At 41.1% G+C, this 16,238-nt stretch carries 12 protein-coding genes; 9 read left to right on the top strand and 3 right to left on the bottom strand.

The annotated features are described in order from the left end of the window. Positions 1-47 precede the first annotated feature (47 nt). Both ACM0OR_RS25705 and ACM0OR_RS25700 read right to left on the bottom strand, forming a co-directional pair. Positions 48-1,832, bottom strand: coding sequence for a PAS domain S-box protein (locus ACM0OR_RS25705; protein WP_414579283.1), 1,785 nt, complete (start codon positions 1,830-1,832; stop codon positions 48-50). 1,036 nt (positions 1,833-2,868) lie between these two features. Then, entirely contained in the window at positions 2,869-3,120 is a 252-nt protein-coding gene (locus ACM0OR_RS25700) for a HetP family heterocyst commitment protein (protein ID WP_323264636.1), read from the bottom strand. A gap of 598 nt (positions 3,121-3,718) precedes the next feature. Here ACM0OR_RS25700 and ACM0OR_RS25695 point away from each other — a divergent pair. The 4 genes from ACM0OR_RS25695 to ACM0OR_RS25680 all read left to right on the top strand — a co-directional run bounded on the left by ACM0OR_RS25695 (position 3,719) and on the right by ACM0OR_RS25680 (position 10,261). Beyond that, the gene (locus ACM0OR_RS25695; RefSeq protein WP_414579282.1) at positions 3,719-6,133 is read left to right on the top strand and encodes a sucrose synthase; all 2,415 of its coding nucleotides are present in this window, start codon (positions 3,719-3,721) and stop codon (positions 6,131-6,133) included. A gap of 117 nt (positions 6,134-6,250) precedes the next feature. Continuing rightward, positions 6,251-9,136, top strand: coding sequence for a beta-phosphoglucomutase (gene pgmB, locus ACM0OR_RS25690; protein ID WP_414579281.1), 2,886 nt, complete (start codon positions 6,251-6,253; stop codon positions 9,134-9,136). A 184-nt stretch (positions 9,137-9,320) separates the two neighbouring features. Continuing rightward, the gene (locus tag ACM0OR_RS25685; protein WP_414579280.1) at positions 9,321-9,803 is read left to right on the top strand and encodes an adenosine-specific kinase; all 483 of its coding nucleotides are present in this window, start codon (positions 9,321-9,323) and stop codon (positions 9,801-9,803) included. A 14-nt stretch (positions 9,804-9,817) separates the two neighbouring features. Continuing rightward, on the top strand, positions 9,818-10,261 hold the full coding sequence (locus ACM0OR_RS25680) for a hypothetical protein (RefSeq protein WP_414579279.1): 444 nt from the start codon (positions 9,818-9,820) through the stop codon (positions 10,259-10,261). Positions 10,262-10,466: 205 nt separating this feature from the next. On the opposite strand, the gene ACM0OR_RS25675 is transcribed toward ACM0OR_RS25680, so the two are convergent. Further along, a complete protein-coding gene (locus ACM0OR_RS25675) occupies positions 10,467-10,934 on the bottom strand; it encodes a hypothetical protein (protein ID WP_414579278.1) in 468 nt (155 codons plus the stop codon). A gap of 573 nt (positions 10,935-11,507) precedes the next feature. Here ACM0OR_RS25675 and ACM0OR_RS25670 point away from each other — a divergent pair. From ACM0OR_RS25670 to hemB, 5 genes are all read left to right on the top strand, one after another. Next, complete coding sequence (locus ACM0OR_RS25670) at positions 11,508-11,837, top strand: hypothetical protein (RefSeq protein WP_190700230.1); 330 nt, start codon at positions 11,508-11,510, stop codon at positions 11,835-11,837. 3 nt (positions 11,838-11,840) lie between these two features. Further along, entirely contained in the window at positions 11,841-12,026 is a 186-nt protein-coding gene (locus ACM0OR_RS25665) for a hypothetical protein (RefSeq protein ID WP_414579277.1), read from the top strand. A 13-nt stretch (positions 12,027-12,039) separates the two neighbouring features. Then, the gene (locus ACM0OR_RS25660; protein WP_414579276.1) at positions 12,040-14,208 is read left to right on the top strand and encodes a pentapeptide repeat-containing protein; all 2,169 of its coding nucleotides are present in this window, start codon (positions 12,040-12,042) and stop codon (positions 14,206-14,208) included. Positions 14,209-14,462: 254 nt separating this feature from the next. Then, entirely contained in the window at positions 14,463-14,957 is a 495-nt protein-coding gene (locus ACM0OR_RS25655; protein WP_414579275.1) for a hypothetical protein, read from the top strand. Positions 14,958-15,092: 135 nt separating this feature from the next. After that, a complete protein-coding gene (gene hemB / locus ACM0OR_RS25650; RefSeq protein ID WP_414579274.1) occupies positions 15,093-16,112 on the top strand; it encodes a porphobilinogen synthase in 1,020 nt (339 codons plus the stop codon). Positions 16,113-16,238: the final 126 nt, after the last annotated feature.

The raw sequence follows: 16,238 nt of genomic DNA, 5'->3' as shown, positions 1-16,238 counted from the left end.
AGATTCTTCGAGAGTTTGGTACAAACTATGTAATTAATTTTGTTTAGCTACTTACCAACCATTCTGATGGGTTGACCCATTTCGTTATAGTAGGTTTGACCTCTACAACTTAGCCAGTGGATGCTGCCATCAGGCCAAATTACTCGATATGTAATGGCAAATTCTTGATGTTGCTCAATACTGCACTTAACTGCATCTTGAAAAGATGTTCTGTCTTCAGGATGAACTAACTCCAGAAATGCTTCCGGGCTAGGACAGATAGTACCCTGGGGTAGTCCATACAATAGCCCCATATTGGCTGACCAGAGGGTATCATTTGTCAATAGATTCCAGTCAAATATCCCCATATGGGCAGATATGAGAGCTAAACTCAATCTTTCTTCGCTCTGGCGCAGTAATTCTTCTGTTTGTTTGCGTTCGGTAATATCTTCAGCAACGCCGCCATAAGCATATATTTGGCCTTGTTCATTACGTATGGCAAAACCCCGATCCCAAATCCAACGCACCGAGCCATCAGGTCGCAGAATGCGATATTCTTCATTGGTGGCTTCACCGTGCTTTTGTCGCTCTACTTTGGCAATAACGCGATCGCGATCGTCGGGATGTAATGATTCTATCCAAGAGAATGGCTGATTACGTAAACTTTGACATGAACGTCCCCAAATCTGTTCATAAGCTGGATTAACGTATAAGTTTTCCCCTGACTCTAACTGGGCAATCCAAATTAAAGCATGAGTGTTTTCAGCAAAACAGCGAAATTTCTCTTCACTTTCTCGCAATGCGATCTCTATTTGTTTGCGTTCGGTGATATCTCTTCCTACAGCCTGAAACTCTACAACTTCCTTGTATTCATTTGGGATACCAACTATCTTCCATTCAATCCAACGAATACCTTTAACTGTTAATGCTGGTTGCTCTTTGATGGTTATGTCATGAGGTGGAGACTTCAACAAATTGAAGTTTTCTACAGCTTGAGGTAATTCATCACTAGGAAACAGAGTAAATACAGAATCGCCAATCAACTCATGTAATGATTTACCAAAAAGTTTGCACGCAGAGGGGTTGGCAAATTTAATCCGCGCTGAATGATCAACGCGGAGGATTAAATCTGTTTGGCTTTCCACTAACTGGCGATAGGTTTTTTCACTCTGTCGCAATGCTTCTTCAGTATTGTGACGCTCAATGATTTTTTGTTGCCAAAGCTCCTGGGATATACCCAACTCTGTGAGATTTTCTCGCAGCTTAAATGAGTAGTCAGTTGAATACTGTAACGTTGGACTTGACTGATGTAACTCAATTTGTGGTTTATTTACAGCTTCAACAATACTTACCAATGGTAACTGATTACACCCATGTAGCAAACTGGTGGCAGTCACAACTCCTACTAAGCGTTCATCATCATCCACAATTGGCAAATGGCCAATCTGATGGTTTTGCAGTACCGACAAGGCTGTAAGAATATCTTGAAAATGTGATAGTTTCATCGTCGTGACTGGCTGTGTCATGACTTCAGCCATTTTAACTTGAGAAAAATCTATACTTGACGCAGCCAGCCTAAATATATCTCGTTCTGTAAAGATGCCTAAGACTTTTTCTGCCTCTACAACTAAAACACAGCTAGTTTTTTGTAAATACCAGTTGCGTGCATTGCAAACTGCGTTTAAACTGGTGAGCGTTGAGATTTGGCTTCTTTTGTGATACATCAAGCTAATAGCATCGACTATATAACTATCAGGGTCAATCGTCAGAGGGTAACGATTGATAGCATGATATAGATTAGGTAAATCAATGAGATGCTGGTCGAGTTGCATAGTTAATTCGTCAATTGTCATGATTTTAGGGGACACCAAAAAATCAATCATTCCAAATTGGCTGTTGGTAGAGTGTGTCAGGATGAATAATTTCTTGGTATTTCCAGGATTTATCTCGCTGACTCACCCTACATATATCAGTATTACTCTAGGCACTCAGCCAAGTTGATGATCCAAATGAGAAAATACTGCGAGTATTGATAATGTTGTGGGATGCTTAAAGATTATTCTATTTGTAAATTAAGACTATGATGAACTCTTAGTTTAAAGGAATTATCCTATTTTATAGATTGATTAGTCTAGTTAAATTTTTTTACATAAAATTAATATTTTGAAATCTGGCGATCGCTGTAATATTTTTTGTGTGTCTTTTAATGCTATAAGCTAAATTCCACTTAAATCTTCGCTATTTAAGCCTTATCCAAGTTTATTGCTAGGAATTTTAAGTATACAAATAGCATCACATAAGACAATTACATTTCCGTAATACTTGTATTTTTCAGTAACGATAACTTGCTAACATCTGATAATTACCCTAAAATCACTATTTAATATTCAACTTAACCTCACTAAAATCCAATGATATCCATCAGAAATAGTTATAAGCTTTTTAAATTGAGAATTTAAGAAGCTTATAACTATAGAAGGATGAATCGTTTAGTAAATATAGTTAGCTAAAACTGCCATTCATCCCACATCTTACTCTTAGGAGTGTAAGATTAATGGCGGGGCAATGACTTTTTTTGCATTCCCCGTACCACTTTGTAGTTCGCGGTAGCGTTGCGTAGCAAAGACAGACGCTGCGCGAATGATTTGGCGGTCTGTTCGTAGTAAGGACTTTAGTCCTGATTTTTCTAAGGACTAAAGTCTTTACTACAAAAAAAGCTTATCCCTCAATTGAAATTTGATGAATTAGTACAGCATGGCGTAAATAAGCAGACCATTTCAAAACAGCAAAAGCCTTGGTATATTAAACTTTTGACTTTTGACTTTTGACTTCCGCTTTGCGGTACTAGTATCATTAACAGCACTTTCCATTTGAGAAATCCCCCGCCCCTTATGAATAATCTTTCAACTCAGCACTGTTAATTGATAGGCCTACGGTAGGAACTTGTCTATTTTCTTTCATTAAACGGCTATAAGTTCGTTGAGGGATAAAGTGAAGTGGATTGTAACCAACGAAACGTAAAAGTAACACACAAGCCCAGGAATATCTACCATCAGTAATAGCTGCAATAACTTGATTCAGTTGCTCATGAGTAATTGCACTATGAAAACTTTTAGGTGAAGAAGGAATTTGATAGCTCATAATTATCTCTCAGGTAACTTTTTTTTAAGGATGTAGACCATTGAGAAATTTGATGATCAGTAAATTAATTGAAAATTATTTCTTCTACATTTAAGGCTGATTTTCATATTAATTAATTGTGATATTTTGCTTACAGCATTTCTCGGTTCAGTTAGGTACAAGAACCCCACCCCTAACTCACTCTCCGCAAGCAAGGAAGAGACGATGATGTACCTCATCTGATTAGTAAATGCTACATTCATCACCTTCTCTGAATTTAGAGGATAAATTTTAAACCAGGATATTTGCCACAAAACAGTTAACTTAAATACAGAATACTAGTTTTTTGACAAAAAATTAAGCCAATTTGGCATTTTTTACCTGACAATTCAAAATTAGCACGCTGCTCACGCCCCGCTACTGCTCTAAGCGCAGCTATGCCCGCAGGGCTTTACACAACTCAGCATTTAACAGCCACAACTCTCATCCCACAGCTAGAAGTAATGGGTATTAAAGCTTGTATATCATGAAGACATAAAAGCGAAATGAACCTCTCAACAAGTTAGTAGTCAGGACTTTAATCCTTAGTGCTAACCTCATAGAGTGATAAAAAATCACCATGTATGAACTACACCAATGTATTCTGGCAGATAGTGAAGAAAAAGCTACTCTGCGTCAGTTGATATTTGCACTAGAGGCTGAAGGTAAACGTTACTTCCTCAGAAACGAGATTCTGCAAAGTTTTGCGAAATACTGTCATCAATTCCAAAAACCCACATACTTTTATTATTCTTCTTCTGTTGCCAAATTAATTCACTACACCCATGAAATCATTCTAGAAGAGGAAGCTATTTGGTTTGTGGTGCGTCCCAGAATTGCTAACCAAGAAGTTTGGCGACTGACATCAGATTTTAGCAAGTTTGAGGTGATGTCATCTCAGATATTATTAGATGTGAGCGATCGCCTAGTCAATGCCTACGACCCTCACATTTTAGAAATCGACCTCAAAGCATTTGATGAAAACTCCCCCAGAATTCGCGACCCTAGAAATATTGGTCAGGGTCTAGCTTTCCTCAATCATTATCTATGCAGTCAATTAGAAACTGATACCCAGTATTGGTTTGAATTAATATATTTAGCCTTACAAGCATTAAAATACGATAATATTCGTTTATTACTCAACGATCGCATTTCCTCTGGTATTCAACTAGCTAAACAAATTCGCCAAGCCATTCAATTTCTCAGTCAGCGACAAGGTGAAGAACCCTACACCAACTTTCACCTTGACTTGCAAAAACTAGGTTTTGAACCAGGTTGGGGAAACACGGCTTCCCGTACTCTCGAAACTTTCACACTTTTAGAAAGGCTGATTGAAGCACCTCAACCTGCGATTCTGGAAACCTTTGTCTCTCGTGTCCCCGCTATCTTTCGTGTGGTGTTAGTTTCCGTCCACGGCTGGGTAGCGCAAGAAGATGTTATGGGACGAGATGAAACCTTGGGACAGGTCATCTATGTCTTGGAACAAGCGAGGAGTTTAGAAAAAAAACTGCGGGAAGAAATTAAACTCGCCGGTCTTGACCTGTTCGGTATTAAACCCCATGTAATTATTCTCACTCGCCTCATTCCTAACTGTGAAGGAACATTCTGTAACTTGCGGCTAGAAAAGGTGCATGATACAGAAAACGCCTGGATATTACGCGTTCCCTTTAGGGAATTTAATCCAGATATTACGAACAACTGGATATCTAAATCTGATATTTGGCCTTATTTAGAAACCTTTGCTGACGATGCAGAAAAAGAATTACTCACGCAATTTAAAGGTAAACCTAGTTTAATTATTGGTAACTATACAGATGGTAACTTGGTTGCTTTTCTAATTGCCCGGCATTTAAAAGTTACTCATTGCAATATTGCCCACTCTTTAGAAAAACCGAAACACTTATTCAGTAATCTTTATTGGCCAGATTTTGAAGAACAATATCATTTTTCGGCACAATTTACTGCCGATTTAATTGCCATGAATGCGGCAGATGTTATTATCACGTCATCCTACCAAGAAATTGTCGGGACACCAGACAGTATAGGACAGTATGAATCATATAAATGTTTTACTATGCCCCACCTATATCATGTAGTAAATGGCATAGATTTGTTTAGTCCTAAATTTAATATGATTCCACCTGGGGTGAATGAACAAGTCTTCTTTCATCACAGCCAAAAAGCCAAGCGAGACCCTAATTTAACCAAGAAAATTTATAACTTACTCTTACATGAAGAACATCCCCAAATTCTTGGTAGATTAGATAATAATCAAAAGCGTCCCATTTTGGCAGTAGCTCCTATTACTTCCGTTAAAAATCTGACCGGTTTAGTGGAATGTTTCGGTCAAAGTGTAAAATTGCAGGAGCATTGTAACCTAATTATTTTAACTAGTAAACTGCATACTTCAGAAGCAGCTAACCCAGCAGAAGCAGCAGAAATCCAAAAACTGCATGACTTGATCAATCAGTATGAACTCCACAACAAAATTCGTTGGGTGGGAATGCGACTACCTAACTTTGAAGTGGGGGAAACCTACCGAGTAGCGGCTGATTTACAAGGAATTTACGTGCATTTTGCCCGATTTGAAGCCTTTGGGCGCAGTATTTTGGAAGCGATGATTTCCGGCTTACCAACTTTTGCAACTAAGTTTGGCGGTGCTTTAGAAATTATTGAAGATTACGGTAATAGCTTTCATATCAACCCCACAGACTTAGAAGGAGCAGCCAATAAGATTATCACCTTTCTAGAAAAATGTGATTGCCATCCCGAATCCTGGCAAGAAATTTCTGAATGGGTAAGTCAGCGCATTCATCACAAATATAATTGGCAGTTACACAGCAATCAATTATTATCAGTGGCTAAAATATTTAGTTTTTGGAACTTTGCTGCTCCTGAAAATAGTGAAGCTAGAGTGCGTTATATGGAAACTTTATTCCATCTAATTTATAAACCTAGAGCAGAAAAGATTTTAGATAAACACATGGGTCGTTAGCTCCAATTCAAAATTCTTGCATCTTGCCCTCGAACGAAGTGAAGGGTCAAAATTCAAAAATAAATTAAGCCAAAACTAGCTTACATCCCAACTCCTACTATTTGCAGAATATGGGCTATGAATAAACAAGATACCATTGGTGATTTTATCTATGAAGACTGGAGATTAATTGAAACCCAGTTTAACCCTGAGCAAATAAATGTTAGGGAAACTATCTTTACCATTGGTAATGGATATTTAGGCACAAGGGGTTGTTTTGAAGAAGGCTATACTCGTGGGTTGCCAGCAACATTTATTCATGGTGTTTATGATGATGTGCCAGTTGTTTATACAGAATTGGCTAACTGTCCTGATTGGCTACCGTTGGTAGTAACAATTAATGGCGATCGCTTCCGTCTCGATCAAGGGGAAGTCTTACAATACAAACGACAACTAGATTTGCGTCATGGTCTGCTGAGTCGTTGGGTGCGTTGGCGCAGTCCGAAAAATAAGATTATTGATATCCACTTTGAACGCTTCACCTCTCTTGCAGATGAACATATTTTAGGGCAACGCTGCCACTTAACATCCTATGATGGCGATGCCTTAATCGAATTTCAGGCTAGCATCAATGGCTATGCAGAAAACCAAGGTTTCAATCACTGGGAAAGAATAGACCAAGGTAAAACCGATCAGGGTATTTGGTTACAAAGTCGCACCCGCAGCACCCGCATTGAAATTGGGATGGCAGCAAAAATGACCATCTCAGGGACAGAAGCTTCTGTACAAATCAACACTGTACCTGGTTATCCCAGCATCAGCACCACCTTTTTAGTCACAGCCCAACAAACTGTGACAGTAGAAAATATAGTCACAGTTTTTACCTCACGGGAGACGAAAACACCAGTGATCGCCGCCCACGAAAAACTGGTAGACATAGCTGATTACACAACATTATTTACAGACAATCAAAAAGCTTGGGATCAAGTGTGGCAAACCAGCGACATAGTCATAGAAGGCGATGCCACAGCCGCTTTTGCTGTGCGCTACAATCTTTTTCAGCTATTAATTGCCGCCCCCCGCCATGATGATCAAGTCAGTATTGCTGCCAAAACCTTGTCAGGGTTTGGTTATCGCGGTCATATCTTTTGGGATACAGAAATTTTTATTCTGCCCTTTTTCACTTATAACCAGCCAGATGTCGCCCGAAACTTACTCAGTTACCGCTATCACACCATAGCCGGTGCAAGGCGTAAAGCTGCTCATTACGGCTTCAAAGGTGCAATGTATCCGTGGGAAAGTGCTGATACAGGCGATGAAGTTACCCCTCGTTGGTCACTACCAGACGATTATTATGGTGAAGACGTGCGAATTTGGTGCCGCGATCGCGAAATTCATAATAGCGCAGATATCGCCTACGCCGTCTGTCACTACTGGCAAGCCACCGGCGATGATGAGTGGATGCGCGATTATGGCGCAGAGATGATCCTCGATACAGCCATCTTTTGGGGTAGTCGAGTTGAATTTAACCCCCAGTATGACAGATATGAAATTCGAGACGTGATTGGTGCAGATGAGTATCACGAATTTGTCCACAACAACACCTTCACTAACCGGATGGTGCAATGGCATTTAGAACAAGCCTTGCAAGTTTGTGCATGGTTGCAGCAAAATTTCCCCGAACGCGCCGCCGAACTAACCCAAAAGCTGCAACTTACCCCAGAAATCGAAAGCTACTGGCAAGATATCATCAATAAAATCTGGATTCTTTACGACCCCTCAACCGGACTTATTGAACAATTTGAGGGATTTTTCCAATTAAAAGATATTAATTTAGCCGACTACGAACCACGCCACCAATCAATCCAAGCTATTTTGGGCATGGAAGGAACTAACCACACCCAAGTTCTCAAACAACCAGATGTCTTAATGCTGTTGTACTTAATGCGGACATCGGCAGAGTTTCCTTACGACCAAAAAGTATTAGCAACAAATTGGGATTATTACGCACCCCGCACTGACATTACCTATGGTTCATCCTTAGCCCCCGCCATTCATGGCATTTTAGCTTCAGATTTAGGCAAATCAACCATAGCTTACAAACGATTTATGCAAGCGGCAATGGTGGACTTAGAAGATCATCGCGGTAACACCCAAGATGGAATTCACGGTGCTAGTGCAGGGGGTGTTTGGCAAGCGGTAGTTTTTGGCTTTGGAGGTATTCAGTTTACAGAAAATGGCCCTGTATCTAACCCTCACCTACCCCCTGGTTGGTCACGCTTAAAGTTTCAGCTACACTGGCGCGGTGAGTGGTACAAGTTTGATTTGACTGGGGAAAAGGAGGGGACTAGAGGGGACAACCAATCCCCCGACATTCGCGGATTTATCTTTGACCTCGATGGGGTACTGACAGATACTGCTGAATATCATTACTTAGCATGGCAAAAACTGGCAGATGAAGAAGGTCTTCCCTTTAATCGGGAGGCTAATGAAGCTTTACGGGGTATATCTCGCCGCGCTTCCCTGATGCTGATTATTGGTGATATGACTTATTCAGAAGACCAAATTCAAGAGATGATGGCACGGAAAAACCGCTACTATGTGGAACTGATCAAAAATATTACACCCAAGGATTTATTACCAGGTGCGATCGCGCTTTTGGATGAACTGCGACAAGCTGGGATTAAAATTGCGATCGGTTCAGCTAGTAAAAATGCCCAATCAGTGATCGAAAAATTGGGGATTGCTGATCAAGTAGATGCGATCGCTGACGGTTACAGCGTCCAACAACCCAAACCCGCCCCCGATTTATTTCTCTACGCCGCCCATCAGCTAGGCTTAAACCCACAGCAATGTGTAGTCGTAGAAGATGCAGGCGCAGGTGTTGAAGCCGCCTTAGCCGGTGGTATGTGGGCTATAGGTATCGGCCCCCCAGAAAGGGTAGGAAAAGCCCATATAGTTCTCCCGAACCTAGCAGGTGTCACCTGGAAAGATTTGCAGTCTCAACTAAGTAAGAAAGTCTAAACGCAGAGTGGCGCGGAGGTAAACGCAGAGGCACGCAGAGAATTTGTTTTATGATAGCCTCTGTACCTCCCTACCTCCGCGCCTCTGCGCCTCTGCGTGAACTTTTCCTAATTTTATTCAACAACACCAACAAAATTGATATTTGATATTAAGTGAAATACTACACCACCCAATTCAAAGCAACATGGAACTTAAAGCAGTTAACCTGGAAATGCCTGAAGAGTGTAACCTCATCTTAGGGCAAACCCACTTTATCAAAACCGTAGAAGACCTATATGAAATTATGGTGGGGATATCCTCTCAAGTTAAATTTGGTATTGCCTTTTGTGAAGCATCAGGAGATTGCTTGATTAGAATTGCTGGTAATGATCTATCCTTAGAAGAAATAGCCACAAAAAATGCTCAAGCTGTAGGTGCAGGTCACAGCTTTATTATTTTACTCAAACAAGCCTATCCTATTAATTTCCTCAATGCTATTAAGCAATGTCCAGAAGTCTGTAAAATTTACTGCGCCACAGCTAATCCCGTACAGGTAATCGTAGCTGAAACCGAGCAAGGGAGAGGTATTCTTGGGGTGATTGATGGTTTTTCACCCAAAGGCATAGAGACAACTGAGGATGTGAACGCCCGGCATAACTTACTCCGTCGCATTGGTTATAAGTTATAAAAAATGGCCAGCATATGTCCAATAATTATCAGGAAAAAATCATTGCCCTGTGGATAGTATTCCTTCTAGGAACACTGTTTCATACCCAATTAGGCTTAATGCCACTTTTTCACGGACTGAATGTAATTGAATCTCACACAGTGAAATCAATCAATCAAATATCAGGAATTATGTGGTTGATGTTAGGCTTTTTCGCCCTACCTATTTTGGCAATAATTGCTACTGTTTTTACTGATAATCGACGCTATAGAGTAATTCACTTTGGATTGACTGTATTCTACAGCGTTCTCAATTTCATTCATTTGGTAGTAGACGTACTCTTACCCCAAGTGATCTGGTATCAAATCACATTAATGCTGCTATTGTTTTTGATTGGTTTGTTATTAAATCTTGTAGCTTTCCAATGGATGAAAGCACCACTGAGAGATCATCATCGAGTTCCTGAAAGGTTAGCATGAGTGCTGTTAGCGGTAGCGCGGCGTTTAGCCGGTGCTGAGTGCTGAGTGCTGAGTAGGTAGGCATTGTATTTTTCTCCCCCTGCTTCCCCTGCTTTCTTTTCCCCCAGTCCCCAATCCCCAGGAGTTAATTAATTTTGACTTACCCTTCGGGAAGCCGCTTTCGCGTCTATGACTTTTGACTTTTGACTTGATTTGTCCCCAGTCCCTACTTTTTTGGTTTCTTTTGTTGCGAAATTTCAATGGTATAGCTATACTCTTTGTGAGATAAATTACCTACATTGACTGAGTAATCGCCTGGTATCCAATAACCTGATAATTCAGGGTAGCTATCAGATAAACTATCTGCCATAACGCAAAAACGCCCTCCAGGCCCATAAATCAACAACGTGGTTTTTCCTACTGGGCTTTTAGCTGTAACTCGCAGATAGGGTAAAGCCTCTGTCACTCTGATGACTTGATTAGGTGTAGCAGTGATATTACCACAGTTGCTAGGAACAGTTTTGTCGGATGTACCATTGACAACTAATGGATCTGAACTTAAGTTACGACTCATTTGAATCATGGGTGTTTGAGCCAAGATAGGCTGCGCCCCAAATAAGGCGATCGCTTCCGTAAGCACTACACTGCTAATAAGTGTAGTAGAAATAACTTTCAATACATTAATAGTATTCATAATTTATCAGTATCTCAACATAATTTTTGTTATAAACCTTCTAATTTCAGAGACGCTGATTAATAAGCGTTGTTCCTGAGTAGTTATGTATAAAATTTTATAAATTTATTTAACTATATATAACTAAAGTATGAAAATTACATGAAGTGAATAAATTATTAGGAAACCGAGAATAATTTAAGTATATATCTACAGAATTAATAAAATTCTTAATTTATAGAACTTGAGTTAGGAATGGTGACAGCTAAACCCAACAACAAGAGCCAATAGTTAATTTTACCGACAGAAAAAGGTACTTGACACTAAGACATTAGCTAAAATCACAAACAAAACCACTAGATAATAATGGGGACTGATGCAGGGACGAAAAATTACAAATTTGGGAAAATGGCGATGACCTACGGTAGGCTGCGCCAACACCTATGGTGGGTGGGTACGCCAATCTTACGCCGCAATTTACAATGCAAAGTAGTAAATTTAACCTGATTTTGAATTTTACTTGCGTGAATTCTCATGAATAAAATTTCGTGGGTTTATTGTTCCATAAAGTGTATTAGCTGAGGTAAAAAAATCATGAATCCTCAATCAGAAGAAGACTTACAACGTCGCCTCCAACAATTGGAGGCTGATCTTAATTCTGCATCTCCAAAGTCAGCACCACAACAGACTTCCCAGTTTAGTTGGCTCAATTGGAAACAGCAGTTAGAAAGAGGAAAACTCTGGTTTCAAAACTTATCAGGGACAAGCAAGCTCGTATTTGTAGGTGTGGCAGCCTTATTAGGCTTGTCAATTGTGCAAATGGTGCTGAAACTAGTCGTATCTGCTCTAAGTCTGGCACTGTTAGCTGGTTTAGTGTATGTTGGATACAAATTTTTTGTATCTGGTAACGCACAAAATAAATAGCCGTTGTGGGGGACTCGATACTGGGGACTGGGGACTGGGGAAAAGAAAGCAGGGGAAGCAGGGGAAGCAGGGGGAGAAAAATACAATGCCTACCTACTCACTACTCACTACTCAGCACCGGCTAAACGCCGCGCTACCGCTAACACTACTCAGCACTCAGCACTCCCAAGCGGCACAAAAATAAATTAAAGGGAATTATCTAATGGCAACCCCAATTGTAAAAAAAAATAATACTAATCAATCTAACCGCACAAAAAATACAGAAAAAACTAATTCGCTAGTCACAAGGCGGTTTGCAGCTTGGACGGCAGAAATTGCTCTTTTAGTTGCCAGTGGGTTAGTTCCCTTCGGCTTGGGCGTGTATGCCAATTCTCGCAGCGATATCAATCGAGTCCCACTTAACCCTCTACTAGTAGTAACAGAAAGAGCGATCGCACGTCCTTTGGCGTTACCTGCAAGCTATGGCATTCGCAATGTGGCTTGGCCGACTAATTTTCTATGGACAGTAGCTTTATTCGCGCCTACAGTCCTATCTTGGTGGCAATTATATTTACTGGCAAAAACCGGAAGTACCCTACCTAAGCGTTGGTTTGGTGTGCGGGTTGTCAACGAAGAAGGTACACCACCAGGTTTAGCAGCTGTATTTGTCCGTGAAGGTATTGGCCGCTTGACTGTGCCTATGTCCATTGCCTACATTCTCTGGCGTTATAGTTTCGCCTTCCCCAATTTAGGATTATTCACATCTTTAGCAGTATTGATGGTACTAGGCGAAGGTTTAGCTCTACCAGCACGCCGGGGACGCAAAGCATTACATGATTGGCTAGCTGGTACTTACGTCGTCGATGCCCATCGTTCTGTACCCTCAGCCGATGTCGTAAATAATACCCGGAATTTACCAGTTAGCAGTAGTCAGACTGCTACACCAAAGGAAAATGAGGCACTAGCAACAGCCGCAATAGCTATTACTCCAGATGACAGCAATTTAATATCATTATGGCGGCGGATGCAGCAAAATCCCAGCCTGACTTTGTTTGGGGTAGCACTCACAAGTATGACGGCGGTGCTGGCTACTTTAATTGGCACACAAGTTTATCTCCAGACTCAGCAAAGCAATCAGGAATCTCAGAAAATTAACAGTCAACAGTTTTTGGCACTCGTCAAACAATTGAGTCCTGACTCTACAGCTAGCCTGCAAGAACGCCAAAGCTTAATTCTCGCTATGGGTAGTCTCAATGATCAGCAGTCTATCCAGTTTTTGGCTGATATGATGGTGAATGAAACCAACCCCATCCTCATAGATACCATTCAGCAAGCACTCATCAGTGTTGGTATTCCTGCAATTACCGAATTACATAACAAAAATCAGTTTTTGTCCGGCGAGTTACAGTCTATCAGCAGCACATCCGCAGAACGGGAAGTAAGACAAAAGCGGTTACAAATTAACCAGCAAACCATCAACAAAATTCTCAGTGTTTATAGCGGTCAAACCCAAGGTCTGGATCTCAGCCGCGTCCAATTAGGACAAAGTGGCACTCCTGGTAGTTCCTTTTTTAACTTGGTACTCGAAAACACTGATTTATCAGGAATCAAGTTGAAATCGGCCAATCTCAACCAAGCTAACTTTAAGGGTAGCCGTTTCCGCAGTGCCGGTGAAGATGGACGCTTTGACACTTACGACGATATAGTGTCTGATTTAACCCAGGCTCAGATGAAACAAGCCAATTTCACTGATGCTAACCTCAGTCGTGTGATCATGACTGGTAGTGATTTAAGTCGTGCTACCCTCAACCGAGCTAATTTAGCTAATGCACGTCTAGTAGGTGCTAACCTCAGCAGTGGGCAGTTAGTCGGGGCTGATTTACGCGGTGCAGTTCTAGAAAACGCCAGCCTAACTGGTGCAGACCTAGGAGATGCTAAATTTAAAGATGCGAACTTATATGGTGCGCGTCTTGGTCGCGTGATTGCGATCGGCACTCAGTTATCATTTGCTAACTTAAGTAAAACTGATTGGCAAGCTTCAGACCTCTCCGGCGCAGATTTGGAACGGGCTAATCTCAGTAATGCTAACCTGAGTGCGACTCGTATGACGGGTGCGATTTTACGCTCTGCCCAGTTAGAAAATGCTAACTTGCAAAATGCCGACTTGAGTCTGGTTGATTTACGAGGAGCAAATGTAGCCGGAGCTAATTTTAAGGGGGCGATTCTCACTCCCAATAGACAAGATCCAGCAGATCAATTTGTACAAACCCCAGACATCGGCGCAGTATCTGCGGTAGTTAAAGGCGTAGACTTTTCTCAAGTCAAAAACTTAGAGGATAGACAAATTGCCTATATTTGTACTCAAGGCGGTATTCATCCTGTGTGTCCGTAAGTTAGGGTGTAGGGGAGACAAGGGAGTTAAATCAGTTATCAAGTGACTGATAACTGATGATTCCCAATTCCTAGGAGTTCTTCACTGCGTGACGCTAACGCGTAGCTTGCTTTGCTACGCAGGCGTAAGCCTACTCCGGAGGAGTATAATTTTGAATTTTGAATTGATTTGTCCTCACTAAAAAATCATTTTTGCCTTTAGCATAAGTATTAAATTAAACTTGGTAAATCTAAGACAGTGTGAGGAGTTGGGTGATGAAATATATACCTCATTTAGTTACGGCTTTAGGCGCAATTTCAATATTGAGTTTGGCTATCAATACTCAGCCAGCACAGGCTCAAGTGGCATATGGTAGTTACGTAGGTATAGGGCCGACTGTTGGCATAACCGATAGTGTACAAGTTGGTGGGGTGTTGGCTTTTCGCTATAAGCTTTTAGAAGCACCAATTTCTTTTCGCTCTCAAGCTTTAGTTGGTCAGAATACGGCAGTTGTACCTACCGTTTCCTATGATGTGCCTCTGAATTGGCAAACGGATGCTTATTTAGGAGCTGGCTTGGTGTTAACCGGTGGTGATAGTGCTTCTCCTGTGGGGGACAAAATTAGTTTTGCCTTACAACCAGGTGTTGATTACGCTGTTCCTAACAGTAATACTGTGCTGTTTGGTAACGCCATTATCGCTTTTGATGCCTACCGTAATGGCGGTGGTGCAGCTGTCTCTGTTCAAGGTGGTGTAGGGTTGCGATTTTAACTAAAAGCCCTTAATGACAGCTTGATTTGTTGATTCTTGCTGTTTGAAGTCATCTCTAGACAGCAAATTGCCTGTGCTTATTAAATTTATTTTTATGAGATGATAATCGTTATCAATATCATAAGAATTTTCATTATGACAGTGCAAGATTCATTGATGAAAACCGACATCCTACTACATCGTCCTCGTCGTCTGCGTCGTACAGCTGCTTTACGGCGTATGGTGCGAGAGACAACACTGAGTGTTAATGATCTGATTTATCCATTGTTTGTGATGGAGGGGGAAGGGCAAAAAGTCGAAATCTCCTCAATGCCAGGGTGTTATCGCCATACACTAGATTTGTTACTGCCAGAAATACAGCAGGCGTTTGATTTAGGTATTAATGCGATCGCACTTTTCCCGGTAATATCAGAATTACTCAAAGACGAAACTGGGACAGAAAGCTATAACCCAGATGGTTTAGTACAGCGTACTGTCAAAGCAATTAAACAAGCAGTTCCAGATATTGTCGTCATTACAGATATTGCCCTTGATCCTTTTACTACTCATGGTCATGATGGTTTAGTTGATGACCAGGGGACTATTCTGAATGATCCCACCGTCGAAATATTAGTCAAAATGGCATTGACACAAGCTGAAGCTGGGGCTGATTTTGTTGCACCTTCTGACATGATGGATGGTAGAGTCGGGGCTATTCGTCGAGCCTTAGATGCAGCTGGTTATATTAATGTAGGGATTCTGGCTTATTCTGCAAAGTACGCCTCTGCCTATTACGGGCCTTTCCGAGATGCTTTAGATTCAACCCCGAAGTTTGGGGATAAAAAGACCTATCAAATGGATGCCGCTAACGCCAGAGAAGCTTTAAAAGAAGTAAGTTTAGATATTGCTGAAGGTGCAGATATTGTGATGGTAAAACCTGCCCTAGCTTACCTTGATATTATTCATCGAATCCGCAATACCACTCAACTACCTATTGCTGCCTATAACGTCAGTGGGGAATATGCCATGATTAAAGCTGCTGCACAGATGGGTTGGATAGATGAGAAAAAGATTATTTTAGAAAGCTTAACAAGTATGAAACGAGCTGGTGCTGATTTGATTTTGACCTACTTTGCTAAAGAAGTAGCTCTCATACTCAGTGGCAATTATATCTAGTAGGGTAAAAAAAGGGTTGACACTCTCCCAAATTGAATTCGTAACCACAAAAAGCAAAAGTCACCCCTAAGAGCAGGGCGAACGCATCTAAATATTAAGGAGCGATAATCAAGGTGGAATTCGCCA

The organism is Anabaena sp. CCY 9402-a (assembly GCF_963920945.1).
GTDB lineage: Bacteria > Cyanobacteriota > Cyanobacteriia > Cyanobacteriales > Nostocaceae > Trichormus > Trichormus minutissimus.
Note: the sequence above shows the minus strand (reverse complement) of the source record. Positions and strands in the feature narration are given on the sequence as shown.

Excerpts from the sequence above, each read along its gene's own strand:
- ACM0OR_RS25705 (WP_414579283.1), bottom strand. The coding sequence starts at position 1,832 with ATGACAATTGACGAATTAACTATGCAACTCGACCAGCATCTCATTGAT.
- ACM0OR_RS25700 (WP_323264636.1), bottom strand. The coding sequence starts at position 3,120 with ATGAGCTATCAAATTCCTTCTTCACCTAAAAGTTTTCATAGTGCAATT.
- ACM0OR_RS25695 (WP_414579282.1), top strand. The coding sequence starts at position 3,719 with ATGTATGAACTACACCAATGTATTCTGGCAGATAGTGAAGAAAAAGCT.
- pgmB (WP_414579281.1), top strand. The coding sequence starts at position 6,251 with ATGAATAAACAAGATACCATTGGTGATTTTATCTATGAAGACTGGAGA.
- ACM0OR_RS25685 (WP_414579280.1), top strand. The coding sequence starts at position 9,321 with ATGGAACTTAAAGCAGTTAACCTGGAAATGCCTGAAGAGTGTAACCTC.
- ACM0OR_RS25680 (WP_414579279.1), top strand. The coding sequence starts at position 9,818 with ATGTCCAATAATTATCAGGAAAAAATCATTGCCCTGTGGATAGTATTC.
- ACM0OR_RS25675 (WP_414579278.1), bottom strand. The coding sequence starts at position 10,934 with ATGAATACTATTAATGTATTGAAAGTTATTTCTACTACACTTATTAGC.
- ACM0OR_RS25670 (WP_190700230.1), top strand. The coding sequence starts at position 11,508 with ATGAATCCTCAATCAGAAGAAGACTTACAACGTCGCCTCCAACAATTG.
- ACM0OR_RS25660 (WP_414579276.1), top strand. The coding sequence starts at position 12,040 with ATGGCAACCCCAATTGTAAAAAAAAATAATACTAATCAATCTAACCGC.
- ACM0OR_RS25655 (WP_414579275.1), top strand. The coding sequence starts at position 14,463 with ATGAAATATATACCTCATTTAGTTACGGCTTTAGGCGCAATTTCAATA.
- hemB (WP_414579274.1), top strand. The coding sequence starts at position 15,093 with ATGACAGTGCAAGATTCATTGATGAAAACCGACATCCTACTACATCGT.